15 protein-coding genes are annotated in these 16,633 nt (G+C 43.6%); 12 read left to right on the top strand and 3 right to left on the bottom strand.

Annotation, left to right across the window (positions count from 1 at the left end; translation table 11 throughout):
- Positions 1–13 precede the first annotated feature (13 nt).
- The 9 genes from lhgO (at position 14) to BBA02S_RS03995 (ending at position 12,602) form a co-directional block, all read left to right on the top strand.
- The gene (gene lhgO, locus BBA02S_RS04040) at positions 14–1,228 is read left to right on the top strand and encodes an L-2-hydroxyglutarate oxidase (RefSeq protein WP_041100611.1); all 1,215 of its coding nucleotides are present in this window, start codon (positions 14–16) and stop codon (positions 1,226–1,228) included.
- Between the two features lie 18 nt (positions 1,229–1,246).
- Positions 1,247–1,573 (top strand): DUF3870 domain-containing protein, encoded by a 327-nt coding sequence (locus tag BBA02S_RS04035; RefSeq protein ID WP_041100613.1) that lies wholly within the window; start codon positions 1,247–1,249, stop codon positions 1,571–1,573.
- A 301-nt stretch (positions 1,574–1,874) separates the two neighbouring features.
- Entirely contained in the window at positions 1,875–2,816 is a 942-nt protein-coding gene (gene glaH, locus BBA02S_RS04030) for a glutarate dioxygenase GlaH (RefSeq protein WP_041113898.1), read from the top strand.
- Between the two features lie 338 nt (positions 2,817–3,154).
- Complete coding sequence (locus tag BBA02S_RS04025) at positions 3,155–4,504, top strand: APC family permease (protein WP_041100617.1); 1,350 nt, start codon at positions 3,155–3,157, stop codon at positions 4,502–4,504.
- Positions 4,505–4,807: 303 nt separating this feature from the next.
- The gene (locus BBA02S_RS04020) at positions 4,808–6,106 is read left to right on the top strand and encodes a Glu/Leu/Phe/Val family dehydrogenase (protein ID WP_041100619.1); all 1,299 of its coding nucleotides are present in this window, start codon (positions 4,808–4,810) and stop codon (positions 6,104–6,106) included.
- Positions 6,107–6,430: 324 nt separating this feature from the next.
- Positions 6,431–6,679 carry a biotin/lipoyl attachment domain-containing protein gene (locus BBA02S_RS04015; protein WP_041100621.1) on the top strand — a complete coding sequence of 83 codons (249 nt, stop codon included), beginning with the start codon at positions 6,431–6,433 and terminating at the stop codon, positions 6,677–6,679.
- A gap of 105 nt (positions 6,680–6,784) precedes the next feature.
- Positions 6,785–8,914 carry a sigma 54-interacting transcriptional regulator gene (locus BBA02S_RS04010; protein WP_041113897.1) on the top strand — a complete coding sequence of 710 codons (2,130 nt, stop codon included), beginning with the start codon at positions 6,785–6,787 and terminating at the stop codon, positions 8,912–8,914.
- 785 nt (positions 8,915–9,699) lie between these two features.
- Complete coding sequence (locus tag BBA02S_RS04000) at positions 9,700–11,205, top strand: aldehyde dehydrogenase family protein (protein WP_052477326.1); 1,506 nt, start codon at positions 9,700–9,702, stop codon at positions 11,203–11,205.
- 23 nt (positions 11,206–11,228) lie between these two features.
- Complete coding sequence (locus BBA02S_RS03995; protein ID WP_041100627.1) at positions 11,229–12,602, top strand: putrescine aminotransferase; 1,374 nt, start codon at positions 11,229–11,231, stop codon at positions 12,600–12,602.
- 48 nt (positions 12,603–12,650) lie between these two features.
- Here the strand turns inward: BBA02S_RS03995 and BBA02S_RS03990 are convergent, their stop codons facing one another.
- The 3 genes from BBA02S_RS03990 to BBA02S_RS03980 form a co-directional block, all read right to left on the bottom strand.
- Complete coding sequence (locus BBA02S_RS03990) at positions 12,651–12,965, bottom strand: DMT family transporter (protein WP_041100629.1); 315 nt, start codon at positions 12,963–12,965, stop codon at positions 12,651–12,653.
- Complete coding sequence (locus tag BBA02S_RS03985; RefSeq protein ID WP_041100631.1) at positions 12,962–13,300, bottom strand: DMT family transporter; 339 nt, start codon at positions 13,298–13,300, stop codon at positions 12,962–12,964. The genes BBA02S_RS03990 and BBA02S_RS03985 overlap by 4 nt, the downstream gene beginning before the upstream one ends.
- 82 nt (positions 13,301–13,382) lie before the next feature.
- Positions 13,383–13,961 carry a TetR/AcrR family transcriptional regulator gene (locus BBA02S_RS03980; RefSeq protein ID WP_041100771.1) on the bottom strand — a complete coding sequence of 193 codons (579 nt, stop codon included), beginning with the start codon at positions 13,959–13,961 and terminating at the stop codon, positions 13,383–13,385.
- 210 nt (positions 13,962–14,171) lie between these two features.
- On the opposite strand from BBA02S_RS03980, the gene BBA02S_RS03975 reads away from it, so the two are divergent.
- The 3 genes from BBA02S_RS03975 to BBA02S_RS03965 are packed head-to-tail and all read left to right on the top strand — an operon-like array spanning position 14,172 to position 16,632.
- Entirely contained in the window at positions 14,172–14,714 is a 543-nt protein-coding gene (locus BBA02S_RS03975) for a helix-turn-helix domain-containing protein (RefSeq protein WP_041100633.1), read from the top strand.
- An 18-nt stretch (positions 14,715–14,732) separates the two neighbouring features.
- A complete protein-coding gene (locus tag BBA02S_RS03970; protein WP_041100635.1) occupies positions 14,733–15,839 on the top strand; it encodes an ABC transporter ATP-binding protein in 1,107 nt (368 codons plus the stop codon).
- Positions 15,829–16,632 (top strand): ABC transporter permease, encoded by an 804-nt coding sequence (locus BBA02S_RS03965; RefSeq protein ID WP_041100637.1) that lies wholly within the window; start codon positions 15,829–15,831, stop codon positions 16,630–16,632. Before BBA02S_RS03970 ends, BBA02S_RS03965 begins: the two co-directional genes overlap by 11 nt.
- Position 16,633 lies beyond the last annotated feature (1 nt).

Raw genomic sequence — 16,633 nt, 5'->3', positions numbered from 1 at the left:
GGGAGAAGATAAAATGTACGATTTCGCGATTGTTGGCGGTGGCATTGTTGGGTTATCTACGGCAAAGGCGTTATATGAACGGTATCCAAATGCAAAAGTGCTTTTAGTAGAGAAAGAGGCAGAATTGGCTGCTCATCAGACAGGTCATAACAGCGGGGTTATCCACTCTGGAATTTATTATAAGCCAGGAAGCTACAAGGCGCGCTTTGCTCGTCAAGGCAGCAAGTCGATGACTGAGTTCTGTAAGGAATATGGCATTGAACATGATATTTGCGGGAAAGTAATTGTTGCAACAAAAGATGAAGAGCTGCCGCTTTTGGACAATCTTTATGAGCGCGGTCTGGAAAATCAGCTCGATGTGATGAAGATCAGCAAGGAAGAGTTAAAAGAGATCGAACCTCATGTTAATGGAAAGGCTGCAATTAAAGTAGCGGCTGCCGGCATCGTGAATTACAAGCAAGTCACTGAAAAATTCGCAGAAATCGTTCAAGAACAAGGAGCGGATATCCGCCTGAATACAAGAGTGGACAATATTGCTGAATCCAGTGACGGCATTACCATTGAAACAAATCGCGGCACATTCAAAGCAAGATTCTTGATTAACTGTGCCGGGCTGCACAGCGACCGTGTAACGAAGCTGGCTGGTTATAAGACAGATGTCAAAATCATCCCATTCCGCGGCGAATATTATAAGCTCGTCCCGGAAAAAAGATATTTGGTGAAAAACTTAATTTACCCTGTTCCGAATCCGAAGTTCCCATTCCTGGGCGTACACTTTACACGGATGATTGGCGGGGAAGTGGATGCCGGACCGAACGCTGTTCTCAGCTTTAAGCGTGAAGGATATAAGCTATCTGATTTCAACTTAAAAGATTTTGCTGAAGTAATGGGGTATCCTGGATTCTGGAAGCTGGCAAGCAAATTTATGGGTGAAGGACTCGAAGAAATGGCCCGTTCCGTCAGCAAGGCAAAATTTGTAGCAAGTCTCCAGGAGTTAATTCCGGAAATTCAAGCAGAGGACTTAGTGCCGGGACCGGCAGGCGTACGCGCGCAGGCAGTCAAAACAGACGGCGGTTTCGTGGATGACTTCCACATGATTAATGGCGAAAACAGCATCCATGTTTGTAACGCACCATCGCCGGCTGCTACGGCTTCAATCGAGATCGGCAAAGAGATTGTCAGCCAGATTGCTGAGCAGCAGCATTTAACAAGCGCGATTAGTTCGTAAGTTGAAAGGGGAATTCTTATGATTAACTCAAGAGTAATGTTTATTGCAGGGCACGCGCGGCTGCCGCAAGGAATGGCTGCAAAAAGCGTGTTTGACACATTAACAATCACCGCAGAAGTTGACACCAAGTATGGAGTGATCATTGAAGCTTCCTGTACGCTGGCAACTGAGCATGGAAGAGAGTTTATCGGGCAGCTGCTGAAAGGAGTCAGCCTGAAAGATGGCATTGACGAACCGCTTAAACAGCTTCAGCAGTATTATAAAGGCAAGGCGGCCAATGCGCTTGCTGCTGCACTGAACGATCTGCATCTTCATTACCAGCAAGTAGCGAAAAATTCGAAATAAATAATTAAATATATTGACAATTATGTGACAGTCGCATATACTAGTATTAACCTAGAATTAAATACTCGCCTTTTGAAAACAGCCTTTTCAAAAAACGTGAGTAATACTATAAACCGAATGTTTGAGTTGGAAAATAAAATAACAAACTGAAATATTTACTGTGACTCCATTTCCATGGAGCAATGAAGTAATTATTGGCCAGTTTACTATCCTTGGACGCAAAGGGTGTAAACTGGCTTTTTTATTTTTCCGGCTAAACAACACACTCATTATAATTAAAAATAGCAGGAGGAATGAAATTATGAGTACTTTAGAAACGAAAAGCAAAAAATTTGTTCAAAAAACAGCAAATTATGAGGTGAAGGCGCATCCGCAAAGCGATCGTCTATACCACATTGAGTTAAGCCCGCAAGTGATCAGAGAATTTTTGGCGAAAATCAAAGAGGAAAGCGTTTCTGTCCAGCATTTAGAGTACACGCCTTATGCAAGACGCATTGTTGCTGACTACTTATTGCAGCTGACAGGAAAAGAGTTCCAGGATATTTTAAGAGGCATCGTCCATGACCGGGAAACAGGCGGCTTTACAATCGGTCTTCAAGGAGAAACATTAGATACGGATGACTACGTTATTTTCTCTACGGCGCTGACTCACCTGGTTGGAACGCCGAACTTTGATGCAATGACAGGCAAATATTATGCACGATTTACAGTAGCCCATACAGACAACAGTGATTCTTACCTTCGTCAAGCGTACCGCTTATTTACACTCCATACAGATGGAACGTTTGTTGACGAGCCGACTGACTGGCTGTTAATGATGAAAATGAAGGAAGAAAATGCGGTAGGCGGCGAATCTCGTTTGCTTCACTTGGATGACTGGAAAGAGCTTGAAAAGTTCTCTACTCATTCATTAGCTACTCATAAATTTACTTACAAAGCGCCAAACAGCAAAAATGTTGGCCAGGAAGTGCAGCGCGCGACTTTCTTTAATGATAACAATGCGCCTTGCATCTGCTATATCGATCAGTTCGTTTATCCGGATACTATTGAAGAAGCGAAGTATCTGAAAGAACTTTCGGATTCCATGGAAAGTGATGAAAGTGTTATTGAGCTAAAACTTCCAGTAGGCGACCTTGTTATGCTGAACAACTTGTTCTGGCTGCATGGCCGTGCAGCATTCGAAGTAAATCCTGAATTAAATCGCGAACTTCTTCGCCAACGCGGAAGATTTGCTGAAATTTAAATAAAAGACATGAAGATGCAGGAACATCCTGCATCTTCTTTTTTGTTATTTGGAAAAAACATCGCTATGTAAAACGGAATGAATTATGCATTTGTGAATAGAAAAATTCTGGATCAAAAAGTAAAAAAAGTTTACATTTTCCTTTTATCGCTTTAATCTCCTAAATGATTTATTTTCCTGTTAATAGCAAACGGACAGTTAGCTCCGTCGGTAACCGCTTTCTTTGTTTTGGGAAAAAATATGAAAGTTTTTGCACTTTTTTGTATTTTTGGCACGGAACTTGTATGAATATTTTAATAATTAACATTTTAAGCGGTTACAAACAGGAGGAATGATATATGCAGGAAAACGTTCAATTGAAAAGATCTTTAGGTTTATGGGCGATTGTCATGCTGGGTGTCGGCTACATGACGCCAATGGTGGCATTTGATACATTTGGGATTGTATCGCACGAGACGGGAGGGCACGTACCTGCTTCTTATGTGATTGCGTTAGTTGGGATGTTATTTACAGCAGCCAGCTACGGGAAAATGGTAAGAGTTTATCCGGTAGCCGGCTCGGCCTATACGTATACACAAAAAACGATTAGCAAAAAACTTGGATTTTTCGTTGGATGGGCCTCATTGCTTGATTATTTGTTCTTGCCAATGGTCAATGCGCTTTTGTCGAAAATTTATTTATCAGCACTATTTCCGGAAGTGCCCGGCTGGGTCTGGGTCGTCGGTTTTGTGGCGGTTGTGACCATTGCCAATTTGTTCAGTGTAAATCTGGCAGCTAATTTTAATAACTTTCTTGTATTCTTTCAGTTTCTGGTCATTATTGTGTTTGTTGTACTTGTTGTTAAAGGACTTGGCAGCGGGGAAGGAGCCGGCACAGTCTTTTCGCTCGTTCCGTTTGCAGAAGAAGGGATGTCCATGGACGCACTGGTCGCAGGAGCCACCGTTTTATGCTTCTCCTTCCTTGGCTTTGATGCGGTGACGACTTTATCAGAAGAGACGCCTGATGCCGTCAAGACCATTCCAAGGGCCATTTTCTTAACGGCACTTGTCGGGGGTGTCCTGTTCATTACGGTTTCTTACTTTACGCAAATGTATTTTCCGGATGTGTCCCGTTTTTCCGATCCTGAGGCAGCTTCTCCTGAAATCGCTTTATTTGTAGGCGGGAAGTTATTCCAGGCATTTTTCTTAGCGGGAACACTGACAGGCACACTTGCTTCAGGGCTTGCTTCTCACACAAGCGTTTCCCGGCTCCTGTACGTCATGGGACGGGATAACGTGATTCCTGCCAAGTTTTTTGGATATATCCATCCGAAATGGAGGACTCCAGCACTGAACGTGGTATTGGTTGGCTTCGTTTCGCTGATTGCTATTTTCCTTGATTTAGAAACAGCTACTTCTTTAATTAATTTCGGGGCGCTCATTGCCTTTACGTTTGTTAACCTAGCAGTTATTTCTCACTATGTGATTAAAATGAAAAGGTATAAAAATATCAAGGATTTCATTAACTATTTAGTCTTCCCGCTTATTGGGGCCGGCATCGTCATGATCCTATGGGTGAATTTAAATATTCATTCACTGATTCTCGGAATCATCTGGTCAGCCATCGGAATCCTGTACTTAATGTATATTACAAACTGGTTCCGTTCACCTGTTCCGCAGATGCATATGGAAGAAGTGCACGAATTATAAACTGCAGATAGCAAAGCCGGAAGGGCTGGCGACAGGAGAGTCGCTGGTTCATCCGGCTTTTTTTATGAGGCGATGTCAGGAACTGCAGGTTGAAAAGAGAGGAGCTCCGCCGTGTGAGGCTATCCGGCTTATGCGAAAAATAATAGGCTATGCAATCGAGCATAACTACAGTGTCAGGAAAAGGAAATGGAAAGCGGCGAGAAGCCCGTCTGCCATGTACAAAACAAATTTTTGAATTTTTTGAAGCTTTGGCACGGAAATTGCTTCTATATAAAGCAATAAACAAAAATGAGGTGTGATGAATTGAGTACCAATGTACAAGCAACAGAGACTGAGAAAACAACAGGACAACATCATAAGGATAATCCGCAAGAAGAATTTCAATCCATTTTAAAAGAAGCGGTAGAGATTCTTGGTTACTCTGATGAAGTATATGAATTCCTAAAAGAGCCGATGAGATTTTTAGAGGTCAATATCCCTGTCAAAATGGATAATGGCCAAACACAAGTCTTTAAAGGCTACCGTGCCCAGCACAACGATGCGAACGGTCCAACAAAAGGCGGCATTCGCTTTCATCCGGATGTCACAGCTGATGAAGTGAAAGCGCTCGCTGGCTGGATGAGCTTAAAGTGCGGCATTACGGGCATTCCTTATGGCGGAGCTAAAGGCGGCATCATTTGCGAACCGAGAAGCATGAGCATGAATGAACTGGAGCGTTTAAGCCGCGGCTATGTCCGGGCGGTCAGTCAACTTGTCGGCCCAACGAAAGATATTCCGGCGCCGGATATGTATACGAATTCTCAAATTATGGCGTGGATGCTCGATGAGTATGATCATATTAGAGAATTTGATTCGCCAGGATTTATTACTGGAAAGCCGCTTGTTCTGGGGGGCTCTGAAGGGCGCGAAACGGCCACTTCTAAAGGTGTCTTATATACATTGCAGATGGTCAGCGAGTTAAAGAACATGCCTTTGGAAGGAATGAGAGTCATTGTGCAGGGGTTTGGCAACGTTGGCGGCTACCTTGCCTACTACTTGCATGAATTAGGGGTAAAAGTAGTCGGTATTTCAGATGCCCTCGGTGCGATTTATGATCCTGAAGGACTGGATATTCCTGACTTGCTTGGACGCCGCGACTCATTCGGAATTGTCACTGGCTTGTTTGAAAACGTCATTACAAATGAAGAGCTGATCGAGCAGGAATGTGATGTGCTGATTCCGGCAGCGGTTGGCGGAGTCATCACGACCGAAAATGCCGATCAATTGAAATGTAAGTTTATCGTTGAAGCTGCCAATGGACCAACAACGCGAGAAGCGATCCAAAAGCTGGATGAGCGCGGAATCTTGGTCGTCCCAGATATTCTTGCCAACTCCGGCGGCGTGATTGTTTCTTATTTTGAATGGTGCCAGAACAACCAAGGGTATTATTGGACGAAAGAACAAGTGGAAGAGCGGCTGCAAGAAAAAATTCATGCCAGCTTCTTAAACGTTCAGAATACCGCTGAACAGTTTGGAATAAATATGAAAACAGCGGCTTACGTCGAAGGAATCCGCAAGATTGCTGAAGCTTCCGGATTGCGCGGCTGGATTAATCTTTCATAAATGAGCCAGCTATAAAACAAGTATAGGGGATGAGGTGGTTGGATCAGGCGAGTTCCGTTCAGGTAGGCAAAATGATCGGGAAATCATTAGCAGAAGGCAGAACAAATGGGAAAAACTGCCTGCGGAACACCAACTGATCGAATCCGGGGAGGGCAAAATAAACATGCAGCAGCGGCTGCCTGTTTAGGGCAAGGAAGGATCTGCTGAATAGGCCTGTGGATGTTGCTTCTTTTTTCGCTCATGAATTTTCAGGGCTTGGCAGGGAAGGCGCTGAATGACGACACGGCCATTACTATAGCTTGAAAGAAAAGGAGATGAGTACCATTGTTTGAAGAATTGATTACAAGCCCATATAACGGAGTTGTTCAGCAAGTTCTCGTACAAGAAAGCATCAGAATTTATGAATGGGAGCCGCTGTTTTTAATTAGAGATGAGCACGGCGAATTGCTGCCAGTGAAAGTGGGCGTCAGCGGAGAAATCCAGTCGCTGGAAGTCCAAGAAGGAGACAAGGTCATTCCCGGCATGGTACTCGCCTATGTGAAAGAAGAACTGGTAGTAAGCGCTTGTGATTGATCAATAAGCAACGGAGGAAGATGGTGTTTCCATCTTCTTTTTCTATTATTCTGTAAAAAGTTTGTTAAAATAATAGAAAGGGGACAGCTGAGAGGGGGATCGAACATGTTTACGATTGATGAAAACAAATTGAATCCGCTTGTTTCCATTGCGGTGGAAGATCAAGAGGAGGACAACTTCATAGACATCAGTGCAATCAAAGAACCATTTATCTTTATGAGCGAGAAGGGCAAGCTTATTTCTTATGTTCATTTAAAGAGCAACCGTCTGGCTCATAAAGGAAAAGTGACCTTCCAAACGCTGTTGTCTCAGTCCATTCCGATTGAACAAGTCTATCACGTAAACAAAATTATTTCATTGCCTGTTATTTTTCAGGTAATTGGGGAGCCGTTAACCATCATTAATGATGAAACAGGTTCGCCCAGCGGTTATTTAAAGCGGGAAGAGCTGCTAGCCGAGCTGTTTAAACAAGAAGAGCACGGCGTCAATTTATTTAAAACACTTCTTACCTCTATTCCGATGGGTATGTTTGTAGTAGATCGGGAAAAGAAAATCATTAACTGCAATGATGCTGGTTTGAAAATGATCAAGTCAACGGCAGAAAAGGTGATGAATAAACCGGCTGAGTCTATTTTTGACAGGGAGCTAATCGAAAGCGTATTCGCGACCGGAAAAACCATTCTGAACCAAGTGCAGCTGACAGATGAGATGGGAGTTTTGCTTGATTATTGCCCGATTTCAGCTCAAGATCAAAAAATTGAGGGCATGCTCATTGTTGTTCAGGATATTCCGACCATTGAAGATATGGCAATGGAAATTGAAGACATCAAAAATCTTAATACCGATTTAAACGCCATTTTATCCACTATTTATGATGAACTGCTCGTTGTTAACAGCAAAGGTGAACTGATTCGTTACAGTGAAAACGTCATTAGCGGATTTTGGGATACGGATTTAAAAGATATGATAGGAAAAAGTCTTCTTGAGTTAGAGAAGAAAGGGATGTTCAGTCCTTCTGTAACAAGGCTCGTGATGGAAAAGAAGAAAAAGGTATCTGTGGTGCAGGAGGCGAGAAGCGGAAGAAAGGTGCTGGCAGTCGGCAATCCTGTTTTTAATGATAAGGGAGAGATTGACCGCATTATTATCGCTTCTCGAGATATTACAGAAACATCGCGCTTAAAAGACGAATTAAAAGAAATGAAGAAGATTTCCGAGAAATATAAAAAAGAGCTCGATACGTTCAAGAATCAGGATCGCACCTTGAAAAAGCTGATGTACCGCAGTCCGAAAATGGAGAAAATTATTCTCCAGGTGAAGAAAATTGCCGAATTTTCTTCCACTGTGTTGATTACCGGTGAATCGGGAGTCGGAAAAGAAGTCATCGCTCAGGCGATCCATCAGCTTGGCCGCCGTTCAGATAAACCGTTCCTGAAGTTAAACTGCGGCGCTATTCCGGAAAACCTGCTTGAAAGCGAGTTGTTCGGCTACAAGAAAGGCGCTTTCACGGGAGCAGATAAAGAAGGAAAAGACGGCTATTTTAAAATGGCCGACCAAGGGGTGCTTTTCCTTGATGAGATCGGTGAAATGCCGCTTCATCTGCAAGTGAAGCTGCTGCGTGTGCTGCAGGAGCAGGAGGTCATTCCGGTCGGCAGCACCATTGCTGAAAAAGTGGATGTGCAAATTATTGCGGCCACCAATAAAAAACTTGAACAAATGGTGGAGCAAGGCACCTTCCGCGAAGATTTGTTTTACCGGCTGAATGTTATCCCGCTTCATATCCCGCCTTTACGGGAGCGAATCGAGGACATTTCGGTGCTGGCTTTTCATTTTCTTCAGCAGCTCAACGAAAAGTACGACAAAAGCTTTTACTTAACGCCTGATGCCATCAATGTGCTAGAGTTCTATTCTTGGCCGGGAAATGTGCGTGAGCTGCAAAACATCATCGAGCGGCTTGTGGTTTCTGCCGATGATCAGGCAATCGACGCCGAGTTTGTCAGCCAATTCCTGTCGCTTGGTTATGATTTCAAAAAGGCACGGCCAATCATTACTAGAGTCGTGCCGCTTCAGGAAGCTCTGGAAGATGTGGAGGAGCAGCTGATTGTTCTGGCAATGAAGCAGTATAAAACGACAACGAAAGCAGCTAAAGCACTCGGAGTCAGCCAATCATCTGTCAGCCGCAAGTACCAAAAGATTGTGAGCAGCAGAAAAACAGAAAACGAAGCGTCTCTTTATTAATAGAAACTGTTCAAAAGTGAGAGAATGCTTGCTTTTGAACGGTTCAAACGGGTTCGGAATGAGATCATTCCGAACCCGTTTTCGTTTTTTAGATGATTTTTAAGTCATTTGAGAGAAAGATAGATCTCTCCGGGTCGATGATTCAGACCATCTTCTTGAGGTTCATTGGAGCGAAAGTAAGCATGCCTGCATGGACAATTTTTTCAGTTCCTTTAACATCGTCCAACCTGTGCTCTATTTGGCGAACCAGATGATTCCCTAGTACAAGCTGGCCTAGAGGGCTCCTATCTATTTGATCCCATTGGATGGGAGAGTATTTCGAAAGCTTCTTTCTCACCTCCAGCGTTTTGTACCACTATCCTGACGTGTCCGCTTTGTTGATTGAAATGGAAGGCGCGCAGACTCCAGCGGGCTCACCGCCCGCCCTGCGGAAAGCGAAGCGCCTGGAATGGAAATCAACAGCCTCTATTCACAAGCAAATGAAAAAAGATTATGGACAAACTTCAATTTTCAATGAGTGTATCTCTAGTCTGAACGATTCAAAAGTGAGTGAAAGCTTGCTTTTGAACGTTTTTTTTATGGTGAGCATGAGTACTATGCGAAGATGGGTGATTTATTCAATTAAACATACATTATTCAATTTTGCATAGAAAAAAATCGTTCCTCTGCGTTTATCATATAAAAAAAGCTTAATAGGACGGGTTTTTCAAAAATATTTAAAATATTTAAACTTGGCACGTTAATTGCATTATATAAAACAAACAAAGAATAGGAGGATGAAAAACATGTTAGAAACGCAAAACACGCAAGCAGTGAAAACTCTTGATTTGAAAATGTATATTAATGGGGAATGGACAAACTCCAGTGACAATAAAACACGTGAAGTAATCAATCCGGCTACTGGAGAGGTAATCGCTCAAGCAGCTGAAGGCACGGTGGCAGATGCAAGAGCGGCTATTGCTGCAGCCAAGGAAGCTTTTGAAAGCGGTGTCTGGTCAGATCTTCCGACAGTTGAGCGCGCTGCTTACTTATTGAAAATAGCGGATAAAATTGATGAAAAAGCGGAAGAGCTAGCTACTTTAGAAACAATGAACAACGGCAAGCCGCTTCGTGAAGCCGGCTTTGACATGGGAGATGCGGCCGCTTGCTTCCGTTATTATGCAGGCATGATCACTCAGCCGGATGGCGAAACGTATCATGTAGCGGACCCAATGCAAGCAATGGTTGTCAGAGAACCAGTTGGCGTGTGCGGATTAATCGTTCCTTGGAACTTTCCAATGCTGATGAGTGTTTGGAAAATCGCTCCGGCATTAGCGGCAGGGAACACAATTGTTTTCAAACCTTCTGAAGTAACACCAGTTACACCTACAAAATTGATCGAAATCATTGAAGAAGCCGGCGTGCCAAAAGGCGTTGTGAATATGGTTCACGGTGCGGGCCCTGTTGTTGGGAACGAAATTGCTTCTCATAAAGATGTGGACATGGTGTCCTTTACCGGCGGTACAAAAACAGGTAAGCACATCATGAAAGCGGCAGCTGACAACATGAAAAAGATTTCTTTAGAACTCGGCGGAAAATCACCAAACATTATTTTTGCGGATTCTGATTTTGAAGTGGCAGTTGATTACGCCTTGTTTGGCATTTACTGCGGATCAGGTCAGGTATGTTCAGCCGGATCAAGAATTCTCGTAGAAGAAAGCATTTATGATAAGTTCATTGAACGTTTTACAGAGCGTGCAAAACAAATTCAAGTAGGAAACGGTGCAGATCCGGAAACAGAAATGGGACCGCTTGTGAGCCAGCAGCACATGGAGAAAGTATTAAGCTATATTGAAAGCGGTAAACAAGAAGGGGCTCGCCTTCTGTTCGGCGGAGAGCGCTTAACAGAGAACGGCATGGACAAAGGATTCTTCGTCGCTCCAACAGCATTTGCTGATACGACACAAGAGATGAAAATCGTTCAAGAAGAGATTTTCGGACCAGTTGTAGCAATTCAAAAATTCAAAGACGAAGCAGAAGCCATCCACCTTGCGAATGACACAGACTACGGATTAGCCGGTGCAGTATTTACTGTTGACGGAGCAAAAGCGCTTCGCGTCATCAAGAAATTGCGCGCGGGTATTACATGGATCAACTCTTATCATCCGACTTACAACGAAGCTCCATGGGGCGGCTATAAGCAAAGCGGCATCGGGCGCAGCTTAGGAACGTACGGACTGGATGAATTCCAAGAAATCAAACAAATTAACATCAACTTAGAAGTAGAACCAGTAGGCTGGTTTAAAAACTAATCAAATTGCAGGAGTGAAGATAAATGAGTACAAAAACAGAAGTGAAAAACAACGAGCAAGTAGAACAAGTAAATGAATATATTCAGCAGGTTCTCGCGTTAATCGAGAAGCAAGAAGTAACAGCGGAAGAAGCAGCGTGGGTAACGAAAGAAACAGTAGATAACTTCCGTGATCACGTGAATCCGGGATTCCTTTCCTACCGCAAGACAGTAACAGAAGGCGGCCAGTTCGCAGCTGTTGAATGGTCCGACGGCGGTTCTTGCTTCACTGACATCAACGGCAAGAAATATATCGATTGTTTGGGCGGCTTCGGTATTTACAATGTCGGCCACCGTCATCCAAAAGTGGTGAAAGCCGTAACGGATCAGTTGAATCGCCAAGCGCTTCACAGCCAAGATTTGCTTGACCCGCTTCGTGCAATGCTTGCTAAAATTTTAGCAGACATTACACCAGGCGACCTGCAATATTCTTTCTTTACAAACAGCGGAACAGAAAGTGTGGAAGCGGCATTAAAGCTTGCAAAAATGTACAGCGACCGTTCAACCATTATTTCAACTACACGTTCTTTCCATGGAAAAAGCTTAGGCTCGCTTTCCGGTACAGCTAAAGGAATCTTCCGCAAGCCATTCCTTCCGCTGATTCCTGGATTCCGTCACGTGCCGTACGGCGACATTGATATGATGAGAAAAACATTCGAATCTTGCGCGCTTGTCGGCGAAGATGTAGGAGCGGTTATTTTAGAACCAATTCAAGGTGAAGGCGGTATCATCATCCCTCCTCAAGATTACTTAAAACAAGTAAGAGAATTGTGTGACGAGTACGATGTTGTCTTAATCTTTGATGAAGTGCAAACAGGAATGGGACGTACAGGAAAGATGTTCGCGGCGGAATTATACGAAGTGACGCCTGACATTATCTGTCTTGCAAAGGCATTCGGCGGCGGTGTCATGCCGGCTGGAGCGGTAGTAGCGAACGAAAAAGTGTTCAAAAACTTGTTCGACAACCCATTCATGCACACAACAACATTCGGCGGCAACCCGCTTGCTTGCGCGGCAGCTATCGCAACAATCGGCGTGCTGATCGAAGAAAATCTTCCGGAAAGAGCAGCAGAAGTCGGCGAGTACTTCTTAAAAGGCTTGAAAGAAGCGGCTGCTGAGCATGGAGATAAAGTATTGGAAATCCGCGGTCAAGGGCTTATGATCGGTATTGAGTTCCACAAAGATGAAATTGGCTACGAAGTATCCAAAGGCATGTTTGATCATGGCATCCTTGTGGCTGGTACACTTGTTAACTCAAAAACAATCCGCATCGAGCCGCCATTGACAATCAGCTACGAAGAAGTAGATACAGTGATCAATACATTCAAAGAAGTATTGGCTAAAGTAGCAATACAATAAAGTTAAAAAAGAATCTCCGCCGTTTGGAAACGGCGGAGATTCTTTTAATTAAGAAGTAAATTTCAATCCGGCTACGCCAAGCATAATGAAGGCCAATGAAAGAAATTGAAATTTATTTAGTTTTTCTTTAAACCAGACGATGCTGACGAGGGTAATGCCGATCGATCCGATGCCGGTCCAAACCGCGTAGGCAATTCCGGCGGAAAGCTCAGTCATCGCTCGTGATAGGCAATAGAAGGAAAAAATAAAGCCAACCACCATGATGGCAATCGGTAATTTTCGCTTTGTGCCATTTACATATTTCATGGCAATGGTCGCAATGACTTCTTCAAAACCGGCTAATACTAAAAAGACCCAACTCATTGATATTCACCTCTATTTTCATCTTCCTGCGCCGATGTAGATAGTTTCATGCCGGCTACACCTGACAGCAGCAAGGCAACGAATAATAATTGTACAAGAGAAAAAGGCTCTCCTAAATAGATTCCCATAAAGTATGTTCCTGCTGTTCCGATACCGACGAAAACGGTGTAAGCAGCGGCCAGCGGGAGCGTTTTATATGAACGGATGAGCAAAAGGAAGCTGACGGCAATCAGCACGGTGATCACTGTCCAATCCGCCAGAGAGTCGGCGTATTTTAAGCCTGTGGCCCATACGACTTCCAATGCACCTGCGATAAACACAATAAACCAATTCACTGTAAGCACCTCAATTAAATTTGTGAATGACTGTCATTCATTTTTTTATGAAAAGTGAAACGCCTAAGAAAGCGCCTCTGGATTACCTGGAAAGCGAACGCTGCAGAAAAGAAAAGGCAGATTGTTTATAAGCAGTTAAATCTTTGTCCTCTTCGGCAATATAAAAGCGTTCAGCTGCATTTTCAATTAAGTTAATAATGAGACGGGCTGTCCATTTCACATCAATATCTCCGATGATCGTTCCTTTGCTGATAGCTGACTGTAAAACCTCCTCTAGCCAGTCATAGTAGGGGGTATAGATCGTTTCCCATTTTTCCATTGAATGCACGATCGCCAGTCCCGAGTAGCACAAAATAATGACGTCCTTATAGGATTTCGTTAATTCAAAGGTTTCATCTATTAACGTTTGAATGATGTCCCAGAAATCACTTTTAAGTTTTGTCTCGCTTTTGATTTTTTCTAACGTCAGGCTAAGCAAATCCTCCGCGATCGCAGGGATTAAATCTTTTTTTGAGGGAAAATACAAATAAAAGGTCCCCTGTGCAACCCCTGCCCGTTTGACAATATCAGTGATCGATGTTTGGTCCAATCCCTTTTCAGAAATGACCTCGATCGCTGCCTGAAGAATTTTGTTGTATTTCCCATCACTCTTTACCCGCATAATAAAATCCCCCGATAATAATGACTGAATATCATTCATTTTACAGTATTTTCTTCCTTCTGTCAAGTTCGCTAAAAAAGTGAAACTTCTTCTTGAGATTTCAGCGCTATACTTTATAATGAGAAACTGGGTGTAAACTTATAGTTTGATAAAAATAAACTTTGTTGATAAAAAGTTTACTAAAACTAAACAAAATCGAGGATTAAGAGGATGGAAATCGGCAAGAAAATCAGGAATTTAAGATTGAAAAAGGGGTTAACACAGGAAGAACTCGGAGAAAGAACGGATTTGAGCAAGGGATATATCTCGCAATTAGAGCGGGATTTAAGCTCTCCTTCGATAGAGACGTTTTTTCACTTATTAGAAGTGTTGGGCTGCTCCCCGAAGGATTTCTTTGATGAGGAGAAGCGGGAACAAAAGGTTGTTTACAGGCAGGAAGATCATACCGGTTACATGGATGAAGAAAAAGGATATGAAATTCAGTGGCTTGTGCCGGAGTCCAACGAGAAAGAGATGGAGCCGGTGAAGCTTATTCTCCAGCAAAACGGCGAATTTAAACGCTTTGAGCCCTCTTTGGCTGAAACATTTGGTTATGTGCTGAGCGGACGGATTAAAGTGCTGCTTGGGAATCAGGAATATGTAGCTAATGCCGGTGAAGCGATCTATTTTCACTCATCTGAAGCCCATCAAATTGTCAATTGTTTCGAAGGTTCATCTGAGCTTGTTTTGACTGTGACTAAGTCTTATTTATAAGAGAAAAGGGAGGGTACTATGACAAAGGAAGTCATTATTCGCTTCGATCATGTAACGAAGCGCTATGATAACGACGCAGTCGTATTAGATCATGTAAGTTTTGAAATTGAGCGGGGAAAATTTTATACGCTTCTCGGTCCCTCAGGCTGCGGAAAGACGACTATTCTCCGGCTGATTGCCGGTTTTACGGAAGCGTCGGAGGGCGACATTTATTTTAACGGCAAACGAATGAATAACGTGCCGGCGAACAAGCGGCAAGTAAACACGGTATTTCAAGATTACGCGCTCTTTCCTCACTTAAATGTATATGAGAACGTCGCTTTTGGCTTGCGGATTAAAAAAGTCAAAAACTCGGAGATTGACCGCCGGGTAAAAGAGGCGCTCCGTTTTGTCAATTTGAGCGGCTATGAGAAAAGGGAAATTACCGAAATGTCCGGCGGGCAGCGCCAGCGGGTAGCCATTGCGCGCGCTATTGTGAATGAACCGGAAGTCATTCTCCTGGATGAGCCTTTATCCGCTTTAGATTTAAAGCTGCGGACGGAGATGCAATATGAGCTTCGCGATTTACAGAAGCGTCTCGGCATTACTTTTATCTTCGTTACCCATGACCAAGAAGAGGCGTTGGCCATGTCGGATGAAATCTTTGTGCTGAATCAAGGAAAGATCCAGCAGAGCGGCACGCCGACAGATATTTATGACGAGCCGATTAACCGCTTTGTAGCCGACTTTATCGGGGAATCCAATATTGTGCCCGGAAAGATGATCAGGGATTTTGAAGTGGAATTTGCCGGCAAGGTATTTGAATGTGTAGACCAGGGGCTGAACCAGAATGAATCTGTGGATATTGTGATCCGTCCGGAGGATTTGGAGATTACTTCATGGAACGAAGGCAAGATTCAAGTAAAGGTGGATTCCCAGCTGTTCCGCGGTGTCCATTATGAAATGATCTGTTATGATGAAGCGCAGAATGAGTGGCTTGTCCACTCCACTAAGAAGGCGACAGTAGGCGAGAAAATCGGTTTGAACTTTGAACCGGAGGCCATTCATGTTATGCGCCTCGGCGAAACAGAAGAAGAATTCGACAAGCGGCTAGAGTCCTATCAAGAGGCCGGCTATGAACAATAAAGCGCGCTGGTTTTATCTTCTGCCGTATGTCCTGTGGATCGGCTTGTTCGTCATTACGCCTATTTTGCTTGTTGTTTATTATTCGTTCTTTGATTTGCATGGAAACTTTACTCTCGCCAACTATGAAAAACTGTTTACCTTTGTATATATGAAGATGATTGCCAGTTCTTTCTGGTACGCCTTTCTAATTACCGCTTTCTGCTTAATCATTGCTTATCCGGCAGCTTACTTTATTACAAAAACAAAATACAAGCAGCTGCTTCTGCTGCTTGTTATTTTGCCGTCATGGATTAACTTGCTGCTGAAAGCTTATGCTTTTCTGGGCATTTTCAGCACGGATGGCGCGGCGAATAATTTTCTTGAAGCGGTCGGCATCGGCGCGCAGCAAATACTGTTTACCGACTTCAGCTTTGTATTTGTGTCTGTTTACATTTTTATTCCATTTATGCTGCTGCCGATTTTTAACGCGCTTGATAAGCTGAATCCTGCTTTAATCGATGCTTCCCGCGACTTGGGGGCTTCCGCGTGGACAACATTCCGCAAGGTTGTTTTTCCGCTTACGCTGAGCGGGGTCAAGTCGGGGGTGCAAGCGGTGTTTATTCCGGCGTTATCGCTGTTTATGATTACCCGCTTGATTGCCGGCAACCGGGTTATTACTCTGGGAACAGCAATCGAGCAGCATTTCCTCGTTACCCAGGATTGGGGCATGGGGTCAGCGATTGCGGTGTTTTTAATTATCACGATGGTCGTTATTATGATTGTGACCGGCACGAGAAAGCGGGGGGTTCAATAAA

This window comes from Bacillus badius NBRC 15713 (assembly GCF_001591605.1).
Lineage (GTDB): Bacteria > Bacillota > Bacilli > Bacillales > Domibacillaceae > Pseudobacillus > Pseudobacillus badius.
The sequence above is the reverse complement of the archived record's forward strand: the minus strand, read 5'-3'. Positions and strand labels throughout refer to the sequence as shown.